At 75.4% G+C, this 22,161-nt stretch carries 21 protein-coding genes; 12 read left to right on the forward strand and 9 right to left on the reverse strand.

Annotation, left to right across the window (positions count from 1 at the left end; all coding sequences use genetic code 11):
- Positions 1–2 precede the first annotated feature (2 nt).
- Both ACI797_RS08965 and ACI797_RS08970 read left to right on the forward strand, forming a co-directional pair.
- A complete protein-coding gene (locus ACI797_RS08965; RefSeq protein ID WP_456858274.1) occupies positions 3–464 on the forward strand; it encodes an alpha/beta hydrolase in 462 nt (153 codons plus the stop codon).
- A gap of 48 nt (positions 465–512) precedes the next feature.
- The gene (locus ACI797_RS08970) at positions 513–1,349 is read left to right on the forward strand and encodes a MerR family transcriptional regulator (protein WP_456858275.1); all 837 of its coding nucleotides are present in this window, start codon (positions 513–515) and stop codon (positions 1,347–1,349) included.
- Here the strand turns inward: ACI797_RS08970 and ACI797_RS08975 are convergent.
- Both ACI797_RS08975 and ACI797_RS08980 read right to left on the reverse strand, forming a co-directional pair.
- A complete protein-coding gene (locus tag ACI797_RS08975; protein ID WP_456858276.1) occupies positions 1,294–2,154 on the reverse strand; it encodes an alpha/beta fold hydrolase in 861 nt (286 codons plus the stop codon). The two genes, ACI797_RS08970 and ACI797_RS08975, sit on opposite strands and share 56 nt — an antisense overlap.
- A 59-nt stretch (positions 2,155–2,213) precedes the next feature.
- Positions 2,214–2,717 (reverse strand): hypothetical protein, encoded by a 504-nt coding sequence (locus ACI797_RS08980; RefSeq protein ID WP_456858277.1) that lies wholly within the window; start codon positions 2,715–2,717, stop codon positions 2,214–2,216.
- A 67-nt stretch (positions 2,718–2,784) separates the two neighbouring features.
- Here ACI797_RS08980 and uvrC point away from each other — a divergent pair, with 67 nt between their 5' ends.
- The 10 genes from uvrC to ACI797_RS09030 all read left to right on the forward strand — a co-directional run bounded on the left by uvrC (position 2,785) and on the right by ACI797_RS09030 (position 13,377).
- Positions 2,785–4,818 (forward strand): excinuclease ABC subunit UvrC, encoded by a 2,034-nt coding sequence (gene uvrC, locus ACI797_RS08985; protein WP_456858278.1) that lies wholly within the window; start codon positions 2,785–2,787, stop codon positions 4,816–4,818.
- An 11-nt stretch (positions 4,819–4,829) separates the two neighbouring features.
- Positions 4,830–5,738, forward strand: a complete 909-nt coding sequence (gene rapZ / locus ACI797_RS08990) for an RNase adapter RapZ (RefSeq protein ID WP_456858279.1) — start codon at positions 4,830–4,832, stop codon at positions 5,736–5,738.
- Positions 5,738–6,748 (forward strand): gluconeogenesis factor YvcK family protein, encoded by a 1,011-nt coding sequence (locus tag ACI797_RS08995; RefSeq protein ID WP_456858280.1) that lies wholly within the window; start codon positions 5,738–5,740, stop codon positions 6,746–6,748. The genes rapZ and ACI797_RS08995 overlap by 1 nt, the downstream gene beginning before the upstream one ends.
- Positions 6,749–6,820: 72 nt before the next feature.
- On the forward strand, positions 6,821–7,801 hold the full coding sequence (gene whiA, locus ACI797_RS09000) for a DNA-binding protein WhiA (RefSeq protein WP_456541557.1): 981 nt from the start codon (positions 6,821–6,823) through the stop codon (positions 7,799–7,801).
- Positions 7,802–7,912: 111 nt separating this feature from the next.
- Positions 7,913–8,917 carry a type I glyceraldehyde-3-phosphate dehydrogenase gene (gap, locus tag ACI797_RS09005; protein ID WP_456541556.1) on the forward strand — a complete coding sequence of 335 codons (1,005 nt, stop codon included), beginning with the start codon at positions 7,913–7,915 and terminating at the stop codon, positions 8,915–8,917.
- Complete coding sequence (locus ACI797_RS09010) at positions 8,917–10,110, forward strand: phosphoglycerate kinase (protein ID WP_456858281.1); 1,194 nt, start codon at positions 8,917–8,919, stop codon at positions 10,108–10,110. Before gap ends, ACI797_RS09010 begins: the two co-directional genes overlap by 1 nt.
- A complete protein-coding gene (tpiA, locus tag ACI797_RS09015) occupies positions 10,110–10,889 on the forward strand; it encodes a triose-phosphate isomerase (protein ID WP_456858282.1) in 780 nt (259 codons plus the stop codon). Before ACI797_RS09010 ends, tpiA begins: the two co-directional genes overlap by 1 nt.
- Positions 10,890–10,931: 42 nt before the next feature.
- Positions 10,932–12,671, forward strand: coding sequence for an ABC transporter substrate-binding protein (locus tag ACI797_RS09020; RefSeq protein ID WP_456858283.1), 1,740 nt, complete (start codon positions 10,932–10,934; stop codon positions 12,669–12,671).
- Between the two features lie 21 nt (positions 12,672–12,692).
- A complete protein-coding gene (gene secG, locus ACI797_RS09025) occupies positions 12,693–12,926 on the forward strand; it encodes a preprotein translocase subunit SecG (RefSeq protein ID WP_456541552.1) in 234 nt (77 codons plus the stop codon).
- Positions 12,927–13,035: 109 nt separating this feature from the next.
- Positions 13,036–13,377, forward strand: coding sequence for an RNA polymerase-binding protein RbpA (locus tag ACI797_RS09030; protein WP_456541551.1), 342 nt, complete (start codon positions 13,036–13,038; stop codon positions 13,375–13,377).
- A 26-nt stretch (positions 13,378–13,403) separates the two neighbouring features.
- Here the strand turns inward: ACI797_RS09030 and ACI797_RS09035 are convergent, their stop codons facing one another.
- The 7 genes from ACI797_RS09035 to tal form a co-directional block, all read right to left on the reverse strand.
- The gene (locus ACI797_RS09035) at positions 13,404–13,547 is read right to left on the reverse strand and encodes a hypothetical protein (protein WP_456858284.1); all 144 of its coding nucleotides are present in this window, start codon (positions 13,545–13,547) and stop codon (positions 13,404–13,406) included.
- 106 nt (positions 13,548–13,653) lie between these two features.
- The gene (locus ACI797_RS09040; RefSeq protein WP_456858285.1) at positions 13,654–14,412 is read right to left on the reverse strand and encodes a PIG-L deacetylase family protein; all 759 of its coding nucleotides are present in this window, start codon (positions 14,410–14,412) and stop codon (positions 13,654–13,656) included.
- On the reverse strand, positions 14,409–17,483 hold the full coding sequence (locus ACI797_RS09045; RefSeq protein ID WP_456858286.1) for a BTAD domain-containing putative transcriptional regulator: 3,075 nt from the start codon (positions 17,481–17,483) through the stop codon (positions 14,409–14,411). The genes ACI797_RS09040 and ACI797_RS09045 overlap by 4 nt, the downstream gene beginning before the upstream one ends.
- Positions 17,484–17,516: 33 nt before the next feature.
- On the reverse strand, positions 17,517–18,326 hold the full coding sequence (gene pgl / locus ACI797_RS09050; protein WP_456858287.1) for a 6-phosphogluconolactonase: 810 nt from the start codon (positions 18,324–18,326) through the stop codon (positions 17,517–17,519).
- On the reverse strand, positions 18,326–19,447 hold the full coding sequence (locus ACI797_RS09055; RefSeq protein ID WP_456858288.1) for a glucose-6-phosphate dehydrogenase assembly protein OpcA: 1,122 nt from the start codon (positions 19,445–19,447) through the stop codon (positions 18,326–18,328). The genes pgl and ACI797_RS09055 overlap by 1 nt, the downstream gene beginning before the upstream one ends.
- A complete protein-coding gene (gene zwf, locus ACI797_RS09060) occupies positions 19,444–20,961 on the reverse strand; it encodes a glucose-6-phosphate dehydrogenase (RefSeq protein ID WP_456858289.1) in 1,518 nt (505 codons plus the stop codon). The genes ACI797_RS09055 and zwf overlap by 4 nt, the downstream gene beginning before the upstream one ends.
- A gap of 76 nt (positions 20,962–21,037) precedes the next feature.
- Positions 21,038–22,138 carry a transaldolase gene (gene tal / locus ACI797_RS09065; protein WP_456858290.1) on the reverse strand — a complete coding sequence of 367 codons (1,101 nt, stop codon included), beginning with the start codon at positions 22,136–22,138 and terminating at the stop codon, positions 21,038–21,040.
- Between the last annotated feature and the right edge of the window lie 23 nt (positions 22,139–22,161).

The raw sequence follows: 22,161 nt of genomic DNA on the forward strand, positions 1-22,161 counted from the left end.
GGATGGGGACGTCCGCGGAGGTGCAGCTGCTGCAGGCCGACGACGACGTGCCGATCCGCTACCGCCGCTGGCAGCCGGACGGCGTGCCCCAGATCCTCCTCGGGCACTCGATGGGTTCGATCATCGCGCTCGCCGCCGCCGAGCGGGACGGCTACGACCTCGCCGGGCTGGTGCTGTCCGACCCGGTCGGCGTCGGCCCGCACCTCGCCGGGACCGTCGCCGCTTCGGACGCCGTCGCCGGCCTCCCCGACGGGCTGCCCGTCCTGCTCCTGTCGGGCCGGCGCGACCCGGTCGGCAGGGCCGACGGCAGCCAGGTCACCGCCAGGGCCGACATGTTCCGCACCCGCGGCCTCCCGGTGGAGCAGCGCCTCTACCCGGACGCCCGGCACGAGGTCTTCAACGAGACCAACCGCGACGAGGTGACCGCCGACCTGCTCACCTGGCTCGACCACCGGCTGGGGTGAGCGCGGGAGCTGGACGTTCCCCCGCGGGAACGTCCTAGCGTCCGCCGTGTGGAGACGACCAGGCTCACCGTCGGGCAGCTCGCCGCGGCGGCCGGCACCACCGCCAAGGCGCTGCGGCACTACGACCGCACCGGCCTCTTCCCGCCCGACGGCGTGGACGACGGCACCGGTTACCGCTGGTACGCCCCCGACCGGCTGCCCCTCGCCCGGTTGATCGCCCGGCTCCGGTCGGTCGACGTCCCGCTCGACGCCGTGGCCGAGTGCCTCGCCGCCGGCGGCGACCCGGACATCGTCGCCCGGGTCCTCGCCGGGCACCGGCGCCGGCTGGAGAGCCGGCTCGCCCGCGTCCAGGGCGACCTGCACCGCCTCGCCCACCTGGAGCAGGACGACGACCCGTCGCCGCCGGACCCGGCGCTCCCGGCCCCGCCGCCGGACGACCGGCCCCCGGCGGCGCCCGACGAGCGGCGGCTCGCCGCCGACCTGTTCAACGCCGTCTGGCGGCTCCTGGAGACCGAGGACCGCACCCCGGACCAGGACGACCGCATGCTGCACATGGCGCACGCCTCCCGCCACCACTGGGAGCAGGCCGGCACGGCGGTCCACCGGGCCCGCGGCGAGTGGCAGTGCTCCCGCGTCTACGCCGTCCTCGGCCGCGCGGAGCCGGCCGCGCACCACGCCCGCCGCTGCCTGGAGCTCTGCTCCGAGCACGGCCTCGGCGACTTCGACCTCGCGTTCGCCCACGAGGCGCTCGCCCGCGCCGCCGCCGTCGCCGGCGATGCCGAGGCGCGCGACCGTGCCCTCGCCGACGCCCGCGCGGCCGCGGAGGCGATCACCGACCCGGAGGACCGAGCGCTGCTGGAGGGCGATCTCGCGTCGATCCGGTGAGCCGGCCCTCGACCTCCTGCCAGAACGCGTCCACCCGGGCGTTCCACCGCTCGGGGACCTCCTGGAACGGCTGGTGCGCCTCGCCCTCCTGCACCTCGAGCACGGCGCCCGGGATGAGCTCGGCCACGACCCGGCCGAGCTCCGGACGGCCCACCAGGTCGACGCTGCCGGCCAGCACGAGGGTCGGTGCGCCGAGGTGGGGCAACCGGTCGGTGGTGTCGTGGTCGACCAACGCCTCGAGGTAGCGCCGCAGGTCCTCCGCCGACTGCTTGTGCGGAAAGGCGATCGCCGCGTCGACGAACCTCGCCACCGTGCCGTCGCCGTGGGCGCGGGGGGTGTAGACGTCGAGGAAGAAGCTCTCGAGGAACTCCCGCTCGCCGGGCGCCGTGGCCGCGAGCCGGCCGACGGAGAGCAGCCAGGTGCGCAGGTAGGCGTCCGGCCGGGCCCAGGTGCCCTGCAGCACCAGGCTGCGCACCAGGTCCGGCCGCCGCAGCGCCAGCTCCTGCGCGGCGATGCTGCCGCCGGAGAAGCCGGCTACGTGCGCCGACCGGATCCCCAGACCGTCCAGCACGGCCGCCGCGTCGTCGGCCATCGCCGCCACCGTCGGTCGACCCGGCGGCATGGCGGTCCGCCCAGCTCCCCGGTTGTCGAACGCGGTCAGGCGGTAGCGGTCGGCCAGCCCGTCGAGCTGGAGCTGCCACGACTCCACCGTGTCTCCGGCGCCGCCGATGAGCAGCACGTCGGGTCCACGCCCGACCTGCTCGGTCCAGATGTCGAGATCGCCGGCCCGCACGTGTGCGCCCATCGCCGCTCCCGAGGCGTCCCGCTCCGCGCGGCCAGGCTGGCCCCGGGGTCGCGCCGGTGTCAACGGCGGCGTCCGTCCCGCGGCCGGGTGGCGGCCCACTCGACGGTCAGGCGCTCGCCGGGCGCCCGCGCCGACCACTCGGCCTCCGCGGCCCGCAGCGCCGCCGCGGCCCGGTCCAGCGCCGCCCGGTCGTGCCCGGTCTGCGCCAGCTGCGCGGGCAGCAGCCCGTGGCCCCGCGCCAGCCTCGCCACGACGTCGGCCAGGCCCTCGGCGGCCGTGATCCGTGCCTCGCGCTCCTTCTTCAGCCGGGCCGACCGCTCCGCGGCGTGCGGGGGCTGCCGCCCCGACACGTGCCGCATGCTGCCCCAGACGACGCCGTCGGCGACGCAGCCCCATATCCCGTCGGGCACGCCCAGCTCCCGCTCGACCAGGGCGTGCACCAGGTCGTGCGGCAGCGCGGCACCGCCGCCGGCGCCGCGCATCAGGAAGGTCACGCCGTCGTCCCGCTCGACGAGCGTCTCGACCGGGCGCCGGTCGGCCATCCGCTCGAACGTGATCCGCACCCCGCCAGGATCGCGGCGGCGTCCACCGAATTACCGGCGTGTCACCCGACCGACCTAATGTGGACGCGTGCCCGACCCGTCCACGTACCGACCGGCGGTCGGCTCCATCCCCGAGTCGCCCGGGGTCTACAAGTTCCGCGACCCCAGCGGCCGGGTCATCTACGTCGGCAAGGCCAAGAGCCTGCGCCAGCGGCTGAACAGCTACTTCGCCGACGTCGCGGGGCTGCACCCGCGCACCCGGCAGATGGTGACGACGGCGGCGAGCGTCGAGTGGACCGTCGTCGGCACCGAGGTCGAGGCCCTCCAGCTCGAGTACAACTGGATCAAGGAGTTCGACCCGCGCTTCAACGTCCGCTACCGCGACGACAAGAGCTACCCGTCGCTGGCCGTGACGCTGAACGAGGAGTACCCGCGGCTGCAGGTCATGCGCGGGCCCAGGCGCAAGGGCGTCCGCTACTTCGGCCCGTACGCCCACGCCTGGGCCATCCGCGAGACCCTCGACACCCTCACCCGCGTCTTCCCGGCGCGCACCTGCTCCAACGGCGTCTTCAAGCGGGCCGGCCAGATCGGCCGCCCCTGCCTGCTGGGCTACATCGGCAAGTGCGCCGCGCCCTGCGTCGGCCGGGTCAGCGCCGACGAGCACCGGCAGATCGTCGACGACTTCGTCGACTTCATGGCCGGCCGCACCGACCTCATGGTCAAGCGCCTCGAGCGCGAGATGGCCGAGGCCGCCGAGGCGATGGAGTACGAGAAGGCGGCGCGGCTGCGTGACGACCTCGGCGCCCTGAAGCGGGCCATGGAGAAGCAGGCCGTCGTCCTCGGCGACGGCACCGACGCCGACGTCGTCGCCTTCGCCCAGGACGAGCTCGAGGCCGCCGTGCAGGTCTTCCACGTCCGCGGCGGCCGGGTCCGCGGCCAGCGCGGCTGGATCATCGACAAGGTCGAGGACGTCACCACCGGCCAGCTGGTCGAGCAGTTCCTGCTGCAGGTCTACGGCGGCGTCGACGAGGAGACCGGCGAGTCGGGGACGGCGGGGGAGTCGGTGCCGCGCGAGGTCCTCGTCCCCGAGCTGCCCGACGACGCCGACGTCTACGAGGACCTGCTCGGCGAGCTGCGCGGCAGCCGGGTGAGCCTGCGCGTACCCCAAAGGGGGGACAAACGGGCGCTGCTCGAGACCGTCGAGCGCAACGCCAAGGAGGCCTTCGCCCGGCACCGCGTCAAGCGGGCCAGCGACCTCACCGCCCGCAGCCTCGCCCTGTCCGAGCTGCAGGAGGCCCTCGACCTGCCCGACGCCCCGCTGCGCATCGAGTGCATCGACATCTCGCACGTGCAGCAGACCGACGTCGTCGCGAGCATGGTCGTCTTCGAGGACGGCCTGCCCAAGAAGTCCGACTACCGCCGGTTCTCCGTGCGGCAGGGCACCGACGACACCGCGGCCATGGCCGAGGTGGTCCGCCGCCGGTTCGCCCGCCACCTCAAGGAGGAGGAGGACCGCCGGGACGAGCAGGGCGTCGCCGCGGAGGAGGGCCGGCCGCGCCGGTTCGCCTACCCGCCGAACCTGCTCGTCGTCGACGGCGGCGCGCCCCAGGTGGCCGCGGCCAGCCGCTCCCTCGACGAGCTCGGGATCGTCGACATCGCCGTCTGCGGGCTGGCCAAGCGCATGGAGGAGGTCTGGCTGCCCGGTGAGCCCGACCCGGTGATCCTGCCACGCACCTCCGAGGGCCTCTACCTGCTGCAGCGCGTCCGCGACGAGGCCCACCGCTTCGCGATCACCTACCACCGGCAGAAGCGCTCGACCTCGATGCTGGTCTCGCTGTTGGATGACGTGCCGGGACTCGGCGACACCCGGCGGAAGGCGCTGATGAAGAAGTTCGGGTCGCTCAAGAGGTTGCGGGCGGCGAGCCTCGAGGAGCTCATGACCGTCCCCGGCATCGGACGGCGGACGGCGGAGGCGGTGCAGGCCGCCATCGCCGAGCCGTCCGCCGAGCCGTCCGATCCCCAGGAGTCCACGCTCGCCCCCGAGGGGCCGGCCGAGCGCGGGGAACCGACGGCCGGCGCCGGCGACACCGCCGAGGTCGGCCGCGTGGGGGCCGCCCGGTGACGCTGGGAGAGGTGCCCCAGGACGAGGTGCGGCCGCCGCTGGACCCCGCGTCCACCGAGACCCCGCCGCTCGAGGTCGTCGTCGTCACCGGGCTCTCCGGCGCCGGCAAGAACACCGCCGGCCGGGTGCTCGAGGACCTCGGCTGGTACGTCGTCGACAACCTGCCGCCCGCGCTGCTGATGCCGATGGTCGAGCTCGGGGCGCGCGGCGACCTCCGCCGGTTCGCCGCCGTCGTCGACGTGCGCAGCCGCGCCTTCTCCAGCGACCTGCAGGAGGCCATCCGGGTGCTCGCCGAGGCCGGCCACCGGCCGCGGGTGCTGTACGTCCACGCCCGCGACGAGGTGCTGGTGCGCCGCTACGAGTCCAACCGCCGCGAGCACCCGCTGCAGGGCAACGGCCGGCTCAGCGACGGCATCGCGGCGGAGCGGGCGCTGCTCACCGGCATCGCCGGCGACGCCGACCTGTGGGTCGACACCAGCGACCTCAACGTGCACCAGCTGCGGGCCAACCTGGAGAACGCCTTCGCGCGCGACGGCCAGACCCCGCCGCTGACCGCGACCGTGCTCAGCTTCGGCTTCAAGTACGGCCTGCCGCTCGACGCCGACCTCGTCGTCGACGCCCGCTTCCTGCCCAACCCGCACTGGATCCCGGAGCTGCGGCCCAAGACGGGCCGGGACCCCGACGTCCGCGACTACGTGCTCGGCCAGGACGACGCCGGCGAGTTCCTCGACCGCTACACCGACGTGCTGCGCGTGCTCGTCCCCGGCTACCGCCGCGAGGGCAAGCGCTACCTGACGCTGGCCGTGGGCTGCACCGGGGGCAAGCACCGCAGCGTGGCGATCGCCGAGGAGTTCGCCCGCCGGCTCACCGCCGAGGGCGTGGCGGCGGTGGCCCGCCACCGCGACCTCGGGCGCGAGTGATGACGGGCGGAGCGGGGGAGGTCCGCCGGTACCCGGGGCCGCTGCCACCGGTGCCGACGACGCCGCCCCCACCGCGGGTGGTGGCCTTCGGCGGCGGCCACGGGCTGGCCGCCGCCCTGGCCGCGTGGCGGCGGCTCACCCGGCACCTGACCGCCGTGGTGACCGTCGCCGACGACGGCGGCTCCTCCGGCCGGATCCGCCGGGAGATGCCCTACCTGCCCCCGGGCGACCTCCGCATGGCGCTGGCGGCCCTCGCCGGGCAGGACGACCGCACGCAGTCGATGACCGCGCTGCTGCAGCACCGCTTCGGCGGCAGCGGCGTGCTGGCCGGGCACTCGGTCGGCAACCTGGTGCTCACCGGCCTCACCGAGCTCTACGGCGGCGACGCCGTGCGCGCGCTCGACGAGCTCGGTCAGCTGCTCGGCGCCCGCGGGCGGGTGCTGCCCATGGCGTCGGTCCCGCTCGACCTCGTCGCCCGCGTCGAGAGCGTCGACCCCGACGACCCCGCCCGGCACCGCACCATCCGCGGCCAGGTCGCCATCGCGGCCACCCCGGGCCGGGTGCGCGACATCCGCGTGATGCCGCCCGACCCGCCGGTGCCCGACGCCGTCCTCGACGCCATCGCCGCCGCCGACGTCATCTCGCTCGGGCCCGGCTCCTGGTACACCTCGGTGCTGCCGCACCTGCTCGTGCCGCGGCTGCGCAAGGCGCTGGCGGTCTGCCACGCCCACGTCGTCGTCGTGCTCAACCTCGAGCCGCAGCCAGGGGAGACCGACGGCTTCAGCCCGGAGGAGCACCTCCGCGTGCTGCAGGCGCACCTCGGCGGAGTGGCGTTGCACACGGTGATCGCCGATGAGGAATCGGTTGTTGACCGGCATGGTCTGCTAACGGCGGTGCGCGCGTGCGGCGCCGAGCTCGTGCTGGCCCCGGTGGCCGAGCCCGACGGTGCACCACGGCACGATCCGGAGCGGCTGTCCGAAGCACTGGCCTCGGTGGTCGATGCGCGCTAGGAGTAAGGCTGCCCGATCGGGTATCGGAACCTCGGTTCCCGACGGCGGTACGAGGGGGAAGGAACTCCGCAGATGGCGATGACCGCGATGGTCAAGGACGAGCTCTCGCGGGTGGAGTGCAGCAAGACCTCCGAGCGCAAGGCGGAGGTGACCGCGCTCCTGCGCTTCTCGGGCGGGTTGCACATCGTCGGCGGTCGGGTGGTCATCGAGGCCGAGCTGGACACCGGCTCGGTCGCCCGACGGCTGCGCCGCGACATCAGCGAGGTGTACGGGTACACCAGCGGCGTCAGCGTGCTGGCCGGCGGCAACATCCGCCGCGGGGTGCGCTACCTGGTGCGCATCGCCAAGCACGGCGAGGGCCTGGCCCGGCAGACCGGCCTGGTCGACCAGCGCGGCCGCCCCGTCCGGGGCCTGCCGCCGGCCGTCGTCTCGGGCAGCATCGGCGACGCCGAGGCGGCCTGGCGCGGAGCCTTCCTCGCCCACGGCTCGCTGACCGAGCCCGGCCGGTCGTCCTCGCTCGAGGTCACCTGCCCCGGCCCGGAGGCCGCCATGGCGCTCGTCGGCGCCGCCCGCCGGCTGGGCATCGCCGCCAAGGCCCGCGAGGTCCGCGGCGCCGACCGGGTCGTCGTCCGCGACGGCGACGCGATCAGCGCGCTGCTCACCCGCATGGGCGCCCACGACGCCGTCCTGGCCTGGGAGGAGCGGCGGATGCGCCGCGAGGTCCGGGCCACGGCCAACCGGCTGGCCAACTTCGACGACGCCAACCTGCGCCGGTCGGCCCGCGCCGCGGTCGCCGCCAGCGCCCGGGTCGAGCGCGCGCTGGAGATCCTCAACGGCGACGCGCCCGAGCACCTGCTCATGGCCGGCCGGCTGCGCCTCGAGCACGGCCAGGCCTCGCTGGAGGAGCTCGGCCAGCGCGCCGACCCGCCGATGACCAAGGACGCCGTCGCGGGCCGGATCCGCCGGCTGCTGGCGATGGCCGACAAGCGCGCCAAGGACCTCGGCATCCCCGACACGGAGTCCGCCGTGACCGAGGACATGCTCACCACATGACCACCCGGGCCGCCTCCGGACGCGCCCGATAGGGTTTCCGCGGAGCGGGGCCGTGCGCTGCGCGCGGCCCGCTGACGCGACCGCTTCCTACAGAGGCATGGAGGTCCCCTCGTGACGGTCCGGGTAGGCATCAACGGTTTCGGCCGCATCGGCCGCAACTTCTGGCGCGCCGCCGCCGCCAGCGGCAAGGACATCGAGATCGTGGCGGTGAACGACCTCACCAGCCCCGAGACCCTGGCCCACCTGCTCAAGTACGACAGCATCCTCGGCGTCCTGCCCGAGGACGTCGGCGCCGACGGCGAGGGCATCAAGGTCGGCGGGAGCACCATCAAGGTGCTCTCCGAGCGCGACCCGGCCGCCCTGCCGTGGGGCGACCTGGGCGTCGACGTCGTCGTCGAGTCCACCGGCTTCTTCACCAAGGCCGCCGACGCGCGCAAGCACGTCGACGCCGGCGGGGCCAAGAAGGTGATCATCTCGGCGCCGGCCACCGGCGACGACCTGACCATCGTCATGGGCGTCAACCACGACAAGTACGACGGCTCGCAGACGATCATCAGCAACGCGTCCTGCACCACGAACTGCCTGGCCCCGCTGGCCAAGGTGCTGCAGGACGCCTTCGGCATCGAGCGCGGCCTGATGACGACGATCCACGCCTACACCGCCGACCAGAACCTGCAGGACGGCCCGCACAAGGACCTCCGCCGGGCCCGCGCGGCCGCGCTCAACATGGTCCCGACCTCCACCGGCGCCGCCAAGGCGATCGGCCTGGTCCTGCCCGAGCTCAACGGCAAGCTCGACGGCTACGCGGTCCGCGTCCCGGTGCCCACCGGCTCGGCCACCGACCTCACCGTCCAGCTGTCCCGCGAGGCCTCGGCCGACGAGATCGACGCCGCCTACCGCGAGGCCGCGGCCGGCCCGCTCGCCGGGTACCTCAAGTACACCGACGCGCCGATCGTGTCCTCGGACATCGTCACCGACCCGTCGTCGTGCATCTACGACGCCAAGCTGACCAAGGTCTTCGGCCCGATGGCCAAGGTGCTCGGCTGGTACGACAACGAGTGGGGCTACTCCAACCGCCTCGTCGACTCCGTCGAGCTGGTGGGCAACTCGCTCTGATGCGTTCCCTCGACGACCTCCTCGCCGAGGGCGTCTCGGGTCGGCGCGTGTTCCTGCGCGCCGACCTGAACGTCCCGCTGGACAAGAGCACCCGGGCGATCACCGACGACGGCCGGATCCGCGCCAGCCTGCCCACCCTGCAGGCGCTGCGCGACGCCGGCGCCCGGGTGGTCGTGGCCGCCCACCTCGGCCGGCCCAAGGGCGCGCCGGACCCGCAGTTCTCCCTGGCCCCGGTCGCGGCCCGGCTCGGCGAGCTCCTCGGGGCCGACGTGCCGCTGGCCGACGACGTCGCCGGCGAGGACGCGCAGCAGAAGGCCGCCGCCCTCGGCGACGGCGACGTCCTCCTGCTGGAGAACGTCCGGTTCGAGGCGGCCGAGACGTCGAAGGACGACGCCGAGCGCGGCGCGCTGGCCGACCGGCTGGCCGCGCTGGCCGACGTCTACGTCGACGACGCCTTCGGTGCCGTGCACCGCAAGCACGCCAGCGTCTACGACGTCGCCGAGCGGCTGCCCCGCTTCGCCGGCCGGCTGGTCGCCCGCGAGCTCGAGGTGCTGCAGAAGCTCACCACCGAGCCCGACCGGCCGTACGTGGTCGTGCTCGGCGGCTCCAAGGTCAGCGACAAGCTGGCGGTCATCGAGGCGCTGCTGCCCAAGGTCGACCGGCTGCTCGTCGGCGGCGGCATGTGCTTCACGTTCCTCGAGGCGCAGGGCCACGAGGTCGGGAAGTCGCTGCTCGAGGAGGACCAGGTCGAGACCTGCCGCAAGCTCCTCTCCGACGCCGGCGACCGGATCGTGCTGCCGGTCGACGTCGTCTGCGCCCCGGAGTTCAGCGCCGACGCCTCGACCACCACCGTGCCGGTGGAGGGCATCCCCGCCGACCAGCTCGGCCTGGACGTCGGCCCGCGGACGGTGGAGCTGTTCGCCGGCGAGCTGGCCGGCGCCCGGACCGTCTTCTGGAACGGCCCGATGGGCGTCTTCGAGCTGGCCCCGTTCGCGGCCGGCACCGAGGGCGTGGCCCGCGCGGTCGCCGCCGTCGACGGCCTCTCCGTGGTCGGCGGGGGCGACTCCGCCGCCGCGGTGCGCCAGCTCGGCCTCGACGAGTCCACGTTCGGGCACATCAGCACCGGCGGGGGGGCCTCGCTGGAGTTCCTCGAGGGCCGGCAGCTGCCCGGCCTGACCGTGCTGGAGGACTGATGGCGCGCCGCCCGCTCATCGCCGGCAACTGGAAGATGCACCTGAGCCACCTCGAGGCGATCGGGCTGGTGCAGAAGATCGTCTTCACGGTGCCCGAGAAGGTCCTGGACCGGACCGAGGCGGTCGTGCTCCCCCCGTTCACCGCGCTGCGCAGCGTGCAGACGCTCGTGGCCGGCGACAAGCTGCCGGTCGGGTACGGCGCGCAGGACCTCTCGGTGCACGACTCCGGCGCCTACACCGGCGAGGTCAGCGGCGCGATGCTCGCGGCGCTGGCCTGCCGGTACGTCGTCGTCGGGCACTCCGAGCGGCGCGCGCTGCACGGGGAGGACGACGCCCTCGTCGGGCGGAAGGTGCAGGCGGCGCTGAAGCACGGCCTGACGCCGATCCTGTGCGTGGGGGAGGGCCTGGAGGTCCGCCGGGAGGGCGGCCACGTCGTCCACTGCACCGGCCAGCTCGACGCCGCCCTGGCGGGGCTGTCGGTCGAGCAGGTGCGCGAGGTCGTGATCGCCTACGAGCCGGTGTGGGCGATCGGCACCGGTGAGGTGGCCACGCCGGAGGATGCGCAGGAGGTCTGCGGGGCGTTGCGGGCGCGGCTCGCCGAGCGGTTCGGCCCGGAGACGGCCGAGGTCGTCCGTATCCTCTACGGGGGGTCGGTCAAGGCCGGGAACACGGCCGGGATCCTGGCCGGACCGGACGTCGACGGAGCCCTCGTCGGCGGCGCCAGCCTGGACGCCGACGAGTTCGCATCGATCTGCCGGATCGCGGCCGACGGCAGCTGACCGCCGCCGGTTGCCCCGGCGCAGGGGGAGTGGCAGCAGGTCGTGAGGGGCATCCTCGGTCGCGCGCTCGGCGGCCTGGTGGCGCTGGCGCTGGCGGCCGGCTGCAGCGCCGGGGCGGGGACGGTCGACGTCCCGGTGCAGGGCGGCGGCCCCGACGCCGGCGTCGAGGGCGTCCGCGCCCCGTCCGACGAGACCGGCGGCACGCTGCGGGTCGTCGCGGCGCAGATCGACAGCCTCGACCCGCAGCGCAGCTACCTGCCGGGCGTGTGGAACCTGATGCGGCTCTACGTCCGCACGCTGGTCACCTACTCGCCCGAGCCCGGCGCCACCGGCCGGCTCGTGCCCGACCTGGCCACCGACACCGGCCAGAGCCCCGACGGCGGCTCCACCTGGATCTTCACCCTCAAGGAGGGCGTGGCGTTCGAGGGGGCCCGGCCGATCACCTCGAAGGACGTCAAGTACGGCATCGAGCGGTCGTTCGCCTCCGAGGTCGTCGTCGGCGGGCCGACCTACGTCGTCGACCTGCTCGACGACCCGGCCAACCCCTATGCCGGGCCGTACCAGGACGAGACGCCGGACAAGCTCGGCCTGGCTGCGATCGAGACCCCCGACGACAGGACGGTGGTCTTCCGCCTGCGCACGCCGATGCCGGACTTCCCGTACGTCCTGGCGCTGCCGTCGAGCAGCCCCGTGCCGATCGAGCGGGACACCGGCGGCGGCTACGGCGCCGACCCCGTGTCGTCCGGCCCCTACGCGATCGAGACGGTCGACGAGCAGACCGGCATCCGGCTGGTCCGCAACCCCGACTGGGACCCGGCCACCGACGAGGTCCGCACGGCGCTGCCCGACGAGGTCGTCGTCCGCACGAACCTGACCGGCCTGGAGCGCGACCAGGCGATCCTGGCCGGCTCGGCCGACGTGGACATCGCCGGCGCCGGCGTGCAGCGGGCCACCACGGCCCGGGTGGCGGAGGAGTCCGAGGCCGAGCCGCCGCTGTCCGACCGGGTGGACGACGTCACCACCGGCGCCACGCGGCTGCTCGCCCTGCCCACCGACGTGGCGCCGTTCGACAACCCCGAGTGCCGCCGCGCGGTGGCGAGCGCGGTCGACCGGCACGACCTGCAGGAGGTGCTCGGCGGCGCGGGCAGCGCGGTCCGCAGCTCGGTGCTGTGGCCGCGCGGGCTGCCCGGCGGACCCGAGGACGCGGACCCGGGGGCCGACCCGGACGCGGCCCGCGCGGCGCTCGAGGCGTGCGGGCGGCCCGACGGGTTCGCCACCGTCCTCGCCGTCGCGAACGCGCCGAGCAGCGTGGACCTGGCCAACGCGATCGCCGGCCAGCTGGGTGAGGTCGGCATCGAGGTCGAGGTCCGGCCGCTGGACCCGACGACGTTCTACGCCACCGACGTCGGCAAGCCGGACAACGTCGCCGCCAACGGCTACGGCATCGTCCTCGCCACCTGGACCGCCGACTTCCCCACGCCGGGGTCGTTCCTGGTGCCGCTGGTCGACGGGCGCAGCGTGCGCAGCGTCGGCAACACGAACTACGCCCGGCTGAACGACCCGGCCGTCAACGGGCTGGTCGACACGGCCCGGGCGCCGGCGGCCGACGCCGCCGCGGCGAGCGCCGCGTGGGCGGAGGTGGCCACCGCGGCCGCGGGGACGGCGGCCTACGTGCCGCTGGCCGAGACGCGGATCCAGCTCATCGCCGGGCAGCGGTTGCGCAACGGGCTGGTGATGCAGGCGTACAGCGGCTACGACCTCGCCACCGCCGGCGTGCGCTGAGCGTCCGTTACCCTCGGTGCCATGGTCGAGCTGATCCTCAACGTGCTGCTGGTGCTCACCAGCATCCTGCTCGTGGTGCTGATCCTCCTGCACCGCGGCCGGGGCGGGGGTCTGTCCTCGATGTTCGGTGGCGCGGTGTCCTCGTCGCTGGCCGGTTCCTCGGTGGTGGAGAAGAACCTCAACCGGCTCACCGTGTTCACCGGGCTGGTCTGGGCGGTGTGCATCGTCGCGCTGGGGATCCTGGTCAAGGTCTGAGTTCGCGGGTTCGTCCGCGAAATGTGACCTGGGATTCGCCCTCTGCTGTCCTAGACTGCGCCAGCGGCCCTCGTCGGTCGCGCCGATCGCAGATCAGGGGAGCGCGCTCGTGGCTGGTGGCAACGCGATCCGGGGCACCCGGGTCGGAGCAGGTCCGATGGGTGAGGCCGAGCGCGGGGAGGCCGCTCCGCGGCGCCGCATCGCGTTCTGGTGCGCCAAGGGTCACGAGACCCGGGTCGCGTTCGCGAGCGAGGCCGAGGTCCCCGAGCACTGGGACTGCCCCCGCTGCGGCCTCCCGGCCGGTCAGGACCGCGAGGACCCGCCGCCCGCGCCGCGCACCGAGCCCTACAAGACCCACCTCGCCTACGTGCGCGAGCGGCGCAGCGACGCCGACGGCAACGCCCTGCTCGAGGAGGCGCTCAGCCGCCTGCAGGCCCGCCGCGGCGGCTGAGCCGCCCGGCCCGCCTCCCCGGCCGCTCAGCGGCCGGGACGCACCCAGCGGGCCTCGAACACGTCCCAGTACTCGTCCCGCGGCCGCTGCCGGCGCGGGCGGGGCAGCGTCTCGGTGCTGCTGCGCGGTGCCGGGACGACGGCGGTCCCGAGGACGGCGGGTGCGGACATGGCGGCATCTCCTTCGACGGTCGGCCAGTGTGGCCTGAAGCCAGGGTCCGGTCGACCCCTTTCACCGCACTTGCAAGGCCCTTGAACCGCGTGCGCTCACCCCGCGTCAGCGCACGCGCACGAGGTGGTCCCGCGTCAGGAACGCCCGCCGCAGCTCGTCGCCCAGCCCCTCGAACGGCGACGTCTGCGACCGGTGCTCGGCGATCGCCGCCTCCCGCAGGCCGAGCAGCTCGCCGACGTCGACGACGTCGGTGAGCTCCTCGTCCGGGCGGCCGAGCCCCTCGGCGTCGGCCGCGTGGTAGGCGTCGTCGCCGCGCGCGACCGCCGTCTCGACCAGCCACCGGCGCAGCAGCGAGCTCGGCAGCGCGTACTCGTAGAGCGCCGGCCCCGGCACGCCGGCCAGCGCCTGCGCCGCCGCCGCCCGCACGTGCAGGTGGTCGCGGTGGCCGTCGCTGCCGTCGAGGACGACGACCACGGTGGGGCGCAGGTCGGCGACCAGCCGGCCGAGCACGCGCGCCACCTCCTCGACCGGCGCCGCGCACAGCGACCCGGCGGGCGTCTCGCCGTCGAAGCCGGAGTCGCGGTAGCCGAGCAGCTCGACCCGGGCGACGCCGAGCAGGGCGGCGGCCCGGTGCAGCTCCGCCTCGCGCACGGCGCCGAGGTCCTCGCACGGCGGCGCCCCGACCGGCAGCTCGCCGGCCTCGCCGCGGGTGGCGCAGGCGACGGTCACCTCGGCGCCGAGCCGGGCGGCGCGGGCGATCAGCGAACCGCAGCCGAACGTCTCGTCGTCGGGGTGGGCGACGGCGACCAGCCAGCGGTCGCCGGGGTGCACGTCGGACAGGGGGTCGGGGCGCGGCTCGCTCATGGGGACACCGTCGCCGTCGCCGCTGACGCCGCGCTTGCGGTCGCCTGACGTGCGGCGTCGCCGATCCGTTGCAGTGACGGCACCCAGTAGCGCTCGGCCAGCGAGGCGACCGCCAGGCCGGCCTCGCAGAACGACCCGGCGGCCGCCGGGTCGCCGGCGCGCAGCGCCACCTCGGCCAGCAGGCCGAGCAGCACCGACCGCCCGCCGGCGAGCCCGTGGCGGACCAGCGCGGCGTGCGCCTCGCGCATCCCGGGCAGCCCGGCGGGCGGGTCGTCCACCGCCCGCAGCCACGCCTGGGCGAACCCGACGACGGCGGCCGGGTAGGGCAGCCGTTCCCACGACGGCGCGCCGGGCCGCAGCCCGACCAGCCGCCGCACGCGGTCGGGGTCGCCGTCCATCAGCGCCAGCAGCAGCGACCAGCGGCGGGCGAAGCCGGCCGCGCCGAGCTCGGTCCCCTCGGCCGTCGCGACCGCCGCCTCCGCCTGCGCGAACGCCTCGGCCCGCCGGCCCTGGTGCCAGAAGCAGTGCGCCCGCACGACCGCGATCCGGGTGCGCGGGGAGAACGCCAGCGAGCGGCCGAGGTCCACCCCGCCGGCGTCCACCAGCTGCTCGGCCCGGTCGAGGTGCGCCAGCGCTTCGGCGAAGCGGGCCTCGCGCCAGCGGATCACCGCCGCCATGTCCTCGTGCAGGTAGCGGGCGGTGGCGTCGTCCACCTCCGCGGCGGCCTCGGCCATGCGGGCGACCGTGCCGGCCGCGTCGTCGAGGCGGCCGACCTGCCCCTCCAGCATCGCCGCGACCCACAGCAGCTCGAGGTCGTCGGGGCGGACCGGTCGCGGCGCCGACCAGCCGCGCACCATCCGCAGGAACTCGCGGATGGCCGGGGTGTCGTAGCCGCTGGACCACACGTCGGCGTAGGCGATGCGGCTGCGGGCGCGCAGCTCGCGCCGCCGGTCGGCCGGGCCGAGGAGGGCGACCAGCTGCTCGTTGAGCTCGCGCAGGGCGTCCAGCGCGGCGATGCCCACCGCGGTGTCCGACGCCCGCTCCAGCCAGGGCAGCGCCGCCGCCCCGCCGTCCAGCGCGCGGGCCGCGAGGTGGTGGGCCGCGATCCGCGCGGCCGCCTGCGGGTCGTCCCCGGCCCGTGCCTCGAGCCGCAGGGCGACCGCCCGGTGCAACCGGGCGAGGCGCGCGCTGGACAGCGACGCGCGCAGCGCCTCGCCGACGAGCGCGTGGGCGACGGCGAACCCGCCGTCGCCGGTATCGGCGAGCAGCCGGGCGGCGAGCGCGGCCTCCAGCAGGTCGAGGGCCTCGTCGACCGGGACGCCGCGGATCGCGGCCAGGTCGTCGGCGGGGAGGGGTTCCCCGGCGACCGCAGCGGCGGTGAGCAGCTCCAGGCCCTCCGGCGGCAGGCGCAGGAACCGCTGCCGGAGCACGTCGTACACCGGCGCGGGCACGCCGCCCACCGGCCGGCCGCCGACCGCGCCGGGCGACCCGGCGCCGGCGGCGACCGCCCGGGCCAGCTCGAGGGCGAAGAACGGGTTGCCCTCGGCGCGGGCGACCAGCCCGTCGACGTCGGCGTCCGCGCCGTCCAGCGAGCCGGCGATGAGCGTCGTGACGGCGTCCGGCGGCAGCGGCGCGAGGTCGAGGCGGACCACCCGGGGCAGCCGGCCGAGCGCGGCCAGCGCATCGGCCAGCGGGCGGGAGTCGGCCGCCTCGCCGCTGCGCAGCGCGAGGGCCAGCACGGTCGGCGCGGTCGCCACCTCCGCGGCCAGCGCGGCGACCAGCCGCAGCGTCGCGGGATCGGCCGCGTGCAGGTCGTCGAGCGCGACCAGGGCGGGGACGCCGGGCGGCCGGGCCAGCGCCGCGGCGAGGGCGTCGGCGAGGTGCACCAGGACCATGGCCGGGTCGGCGCCGCCGGTCGCGGGCGCGGCCGGGCGCCCGGGATCGGGCAGCGTCCCGGCCAGCGGGCCGAGCGCAGCGGCCAGCCGCGCGCGGCCGGCCTCGTCCGCCGCGGCGGCGGCCTCGCGGACGATCTGCAGCACCGGCCAGAACGGCGGGGCGGCCACGCCGTCGCGGCAGGTGGCGGAGCGGACCGGTCCGCCGGCGGTGGCCACCTCGGCGGCGAGCGAGGCCAGCAGCGCCGACTTGCCCATGCCGGCGTCCCCGGTGACCAGGACGACGCAGCCGCTCCCGGCGGCCGCCTCCGCGACCACCGTGTCGAGCAGCGCGCACTCGGCGTCGCGGCCGACCAGCTCGGGCCGCCGCACGGACCGGACCGGTGGCGGTGCGGGCACCGGTGCGGCCGGGAGGTCCGGGGCGAGCGCCGGGTCGTGGTCGAGGATCTGCTGCTCCAGCCGCTGCAGCTCCGGTCCGGGGTCGAGCCCGAGCTCCTCGCGCAGCAGCGCCCGCCCCTCGGCCAGGACGGCGAGCGCGTCGGCCTGCCGCCCGGCCAGGTAGAGCGCCCGGGCGAGCTGGGCCCGCGCCTGCTCGCGCAGCGGGTGGGCGGCCACGTGCGGCTGCAGCTCGTCGACGGCGCGGTCGGTGTCGCCGGCCCCCAGCCGGGCGGCCGCCCGCAGCTCCACCGCGGTCAGCCGCAGGCTCTCCAGCCGCTGCACGAACGCCTCGGCGAAGGGCTCGTCGGCGAACTCGGCCAGCGCCGGTCCCCGCCACAGGCCCAGGGCGTCGTCGAGCAGGCCGAGGGCCCGCCGCGGGGCGGGGGCGACCAGCCCGCGCGCCTCGCCGACGAGCCGCTCGAAGCGGTCGGCGTCGAGGTCGACGTCCTCCCGGGCGATCCGGTACCCGGCCGGCGAGGTGCGGATCAGCGAGTCCTCGCTGCGCGGCGCGCGGTCGGGCTGCAGCGCGCGCCGCAGGTGCGCGACCTTGGTGTGCAGCGCGGCGGTGGCCTTGGGCGGCGGCGTGCCGTCCCACAGCAGGTCGACCAGCCGGTCGGCGGCAACCACGCCGCCGCGCTCGAGGACGAGGATCGCCAGCAGGGCGCGGTTCATCCGGGCATTGAGGTGCACCGGCACGCCGTCCCTCCGGGCCTCGACCGGCCCCAGGACCCGGACCTCCATCACCCTCCCCGTCGGTCTCCCCGCCGGGCGGGATCAGGCGGGCGCGCCCAGCTTGCTGGCCGCGGCGGCGTCGAGCAACCACCTCGTCGCCCGCCGGCCGCGCACCGCCCCGGCGGGCAGCTCGGTCGGCTCGGCGCCGCCCACCCCGCGGGCGACGGCGTCGGCCTTGCCCTCGCCGGAGACCAGCAGCCAGACCTCCTCGGCCGCGTTGATCGCGGCGAGCCCGAGGCTCACCCGGGTGGGCGGCGGCTTGGGGCAGTCGCGGACGGCGACGACCGGCCGCTCGTCGGTGGCCGCGGGGGAGTCGGGGAAGATCGACGCGACGTGGCCCTCCGGGCCCACGCCGAGCAGCAGGACGTCGAACCGGGGGAGCGGGCCGTCCCCGGCGGCGGCCGCCAGCTCACCGGCGTACCAGTCCGCGGCGGCCTCCGGGGTGTCGAAGCCGGCGTCGGCGGCCGGCATGGCGTGCACCCGCTCCGACGGGACGCCGACCCGGTCGAGCAGCGCCCGCCGCGCGCCGAGCTCGTTGCGGTCCTCGCTGCCGGCGGGCACGAAGCGTTCGTCGCCCCACCAGACGTCGACCGCGGTCCAGTCGACGACCTCCCGCTCGGGCTCCTCGGCCAGCGCCGCCACCCGCTCGAGCACGGCGGTGCCGATGCCGCCGCCGGTGAGCACCACCGACGCCGTCCCGTGCACCGCCTGCGCCGCGGCCAGCCGGGCGACCAGCGCCGAGGCCACGGCGCGGGCCAGCCGGTCGGCGTCGGGCTCGATGACGACGTCGGGCGCGGGCCGGCCGCCGGCGGCCAGCCGGGCGGAGACGCGCTCGCCGGGGGGCAGCGACATCAGCGGACCGCCTCCTCGGCGTTCTCGGAGTCCGCCGGCACGTCCGCGGCCTGCTTCGCCGCGCCCTTCCGGCGGGAGGGGGACGGTGTGGTGGCCGGGCGGGCGGTGCCGGGGCGCGCCTTGCCGTCGGGGTCGGCCGGGTCGAACCAGATGTGCTCGCGCACCGGCGAGCGCTCGGCGAGGCCGGTGACGCCGGTCGCGGCCTCGAGGGCCTCCTGGTACGGCTCGTCGGGGTCGAGCCGGCGCAGTTCCTCGCCGAGCAGGTCGCCCAGCGGGCGGTCGGGCAGGGCGACGTTGGTGTCCGGGCGGAAGGGCTGGGTGATCGTCGCGCCGCCGCGGCGGTCGGCCTGGACGCGGATCTCCTCGTCCTCGTCGAGCTCGAGGACGACGGCGTCCACCCCGCTCGGGCCCGGCGTCCGCTCGCTCGTGGTGACGTCGATGCGGCTGCCGCAGCGGGAGGTCAGCCAGCCGGCGAGCAGCTCGGCGCTGGCGTTGCCCGGCCGGCCCTCGATCCGGCCGCCGCGGATGCGCACCGGCTCGCCCCGGCGGCCGGCCACCGAGTCGACGGTGGAGGTGAGCGTCGCCCGCCACGGCGTGCTGCGGGTCCAGGCCAGGTCGGTGTCACCGGGGGCGTAGTCGCCGGCCCGGAGGCGCAGTGCGGCCACCGGGTCGTCGGCCAGCGAGCTGTCGGTGATCCTGCGGTCGGCGATGACGGCGAGCGGGTCGGTGGCCATCCGCTCGGGTGCGGCGGCGTGCCACCAGCTCACGACCGGGGCGTCGGCGGCCAGCAGCGGCAGCACCACCGACTCGGCGTGCAGCGCCAGCCGGCCGTACATGCGCATGACGACGGCCTCGCCGGGGCCGAGCCGGCCGCCGATGAGCACCTCGGCGTCCAGCCGGGGCTGCGGCGCGTCGATCTGCCGGCGCACGACCACCAGCAGCCGGCAGGGGTGCTGCTCGGCGGCGAGGGTCGCGGCCTCCTCGGCCTCGGCCACCCGGCCCTCGTCGGCGACGACGACCAGGGTGAGCGCCACCCCGGAGAGCACCGCCCCGCCGGTGCGCCGCTGCGCGGCCAGCTCCTTGACCACGGCGGAACCGGTGGTGTCCCAGAGGGTCGTCATGGCCGGCGCCACCTCCTTCCCTCGGCGGCGAGCATCTCGTCGGCGGCGCGCGGACCCCACTCACCGGCCCGGTAGGTGTACGGGGTGCTGCCCGCCCAGAAGTCCTCCAGCGGGTCGATCACCCGCCAGGACGCCTCGACCTCCGCGTTGCGGGGGAACAGCGTGGCGTCGCCCAGCAGCACGTCGAGCAGCAGCCGCTCGTAGGCCTCGGGGCTGGCCTCGGTGAACTGCTCGCCGTAGAGGAAGTCCATCGCGACGTCGCGGACCTCCATGACGCTGCCCGGCACCTTCGACCCGAACTTGAGGGTGACCCCCTCGTCCGGCTGCACGCGGACGACGAGCTGGTTGTTGCCCAGCTCCTCGGTGTCGGTGGGCGCGAACGGCAGGTGCGGGGCTCGCTTGAACATCAGCGCGATCTCGGTGACCCGGCGGGGGAGCCGCTTTCCGGTGCGCAGGTAGAACGGCACGCCGGCCCAGCGGCGCGTCTCCACCCCGAGCCGGACCGCGGCGTAGGTCTCGGTCGTCGACTTCTCGTCGACGCCGTCCTCCTGGCGGTAGCCCTTGGCCCGCTGGCCGGCCAGCCAGCCCTGCTGGTACTGCCCGCGGATGGCGAAGGTGGCCAGGTCCTCGGGCAGCGAGATCGCGCGCAGCGCCTTGAGCTTCTCGGTGCGGATCTCCTCGGCCGAGAACTCGACCGGTTCCTCCATCGCGGTCAGCGCCAGCAGCTGCAGCAGGTGGTTCTGCAGCACGTCCCGGGCGGCGCCGGTCTTCTCGTAGAAGCCGGCGCGGCCGCCGATGCCGACGTCCTCGGCCATGGTGATCTGCACCGAGTCGACGTGGTTGCCGTTCCAGATGGGCTCGAACAGCTCGTTGGCGAACCGCAGCGCCAGCAGGTTCTGGACGGTCTCCTTGCCGAGGTAGTGGTCGATGCGGTAGACGTCCTCGGCGCTGAACACGGAGTCGACCAGCTCGTTGAGCTCGCGGCTGGACTCCAGGTCGGTGCCGAACGGCTTCTCGACGACCACCCGCCGCCACCGGTCGGGCGTGCTCTCGGCCATCCCGGTGCGCTGCATCTGCTTGAGGACGACGGGGAACATCGCCGGCGGGATCGACAGGTAGAACGCGGCGTTGCCGCCGATGCCGTGGCTGCCCTCGAGGTCGTTGAGCGTGTCGGCGAGCTGGTCGAACGCGTTGTCGTCGTCGAACGAGCCCTGGACGAAGTGCACGCTGCTGGCGAGCTGGTCCCAGACCTCCTCGCGCCACGGGGTGCGCGCGGCGTTGCGGGCGGCGTCGCGGGCCAGCTCGGCGAAGTCGGTGTCGCCCCAGTCGCGGCGGGCGAAGCCGAGGAGGGCGAAGTTGGTGGGCAGCAGACCGCGGTTGGCCAGGTCGTACACGGCCGGCAGGAGCTTCTTGCGGGCCAGGTCGCCGGTGATGCCGAAGACGACGAGGGCGCAGGGTTCGGGCACACGGGGCAGCCGCCGGTCCCGCGGATCGCGCAGCGGGTTGGTGATCATCTTCTGTCCTCGGCTCGGCAGGCGGGTCCGCCGCCCGGCCCGACGGCGGACCGGACGGCGGAGGAGGGACCTTCTGTTACCTGAGCTTCTCGAGCTCGCTCTTCACCGACTCGGTGAGCTCGTCCCAGGAGTCGACGAACTTCTGCACGCCCTCGTCCTCGAGGACCTTGAAGACGTCGTCGAGGTCGACGCCGGCGTCGGCGATCGACTTCATCACCGCGGCGGCGTCCTCGTAGGACTTCTGCACCGGCGTGCCGGGCTCGCCGTGGTCGGCGTAGGCCTTCATCGTCTTCTCCGGCATCGTGTTGACCGTGCCGGGGGCGATGAGCTCGGAGATGTAGAGCGTGTCGGAGTACTCCGGGTTCTTCACGCCGGTGGAGGCCCACAGCGGCCGCTGCGGCGCGGCGCCCTTCGCCTCGAGCGCCCGCCAGCGGTCGGAGGAGAACACCTCCTCGTAGGCCTGGTAGGCCAGCTGGGCGTTGGCGACGCCCGCCCGGCCCTTGAGCGACGGGTCGGCGCCGGCCTTGTCGAGCCGCTTGTCGATCTCGGTGTCCACGCGGGAGACGAAGAACGACGCCACCGAGGCGATGCCCTCCAGCGAGCCGCCGTTCTCGACCCGCTTCTCCAGCCCGGACAGGTAGGCGTCCATGACCGCCCGGTAGCGCTCGAGGCTGAAGATGAGGGTGACGTTGACGCTGATGCCGTTCGCGATCGTCTCGGTGATCGCCGGCAGGCCCGCCTCGGTCGCCGGGATCTTGATGTACAGGTTCGGCCGGTCGACCAGCCACCACAGGTGCGCCGCCTCGGCGGCGGTGGCGTCGGTGTCGTGCGCCAGGCCGGGGGCGACCTCCAGCGACACCCGCCCGTCGCCGGGCTGCCGCTCGGCGACCGGGGCGAGCAGGTCGCAGGCGTCGCGGACGTCGGCGGCGGTGATCGTGCGCAGCGCCTCCTCGACGCTCACCCCCCGGACGGCCAGCGCGTGCACCTGGTCGTCGTAGGAGTCCGACCCGCTGATCGCCGCGGCGAAGATGGTCGGGTTGGTGGTGACGCCGACGACGGAGTACTCGTCGACCAGCGACTGCAGGTTCCCGCTGCGGATGCGGTCGCGGGACAGGTCGTCGAGCCAGACGGCGACCCCGGCCGAGGAGAGCTCGGCCAGCCTCTCGTTCTGAGCCATGTGCTCGTGCCCTTTCTGGGTGG

The sequence above is a fragment of the Geodermatophilus sp. SYSU D00691 genome, from assembly GCF_054050275.1.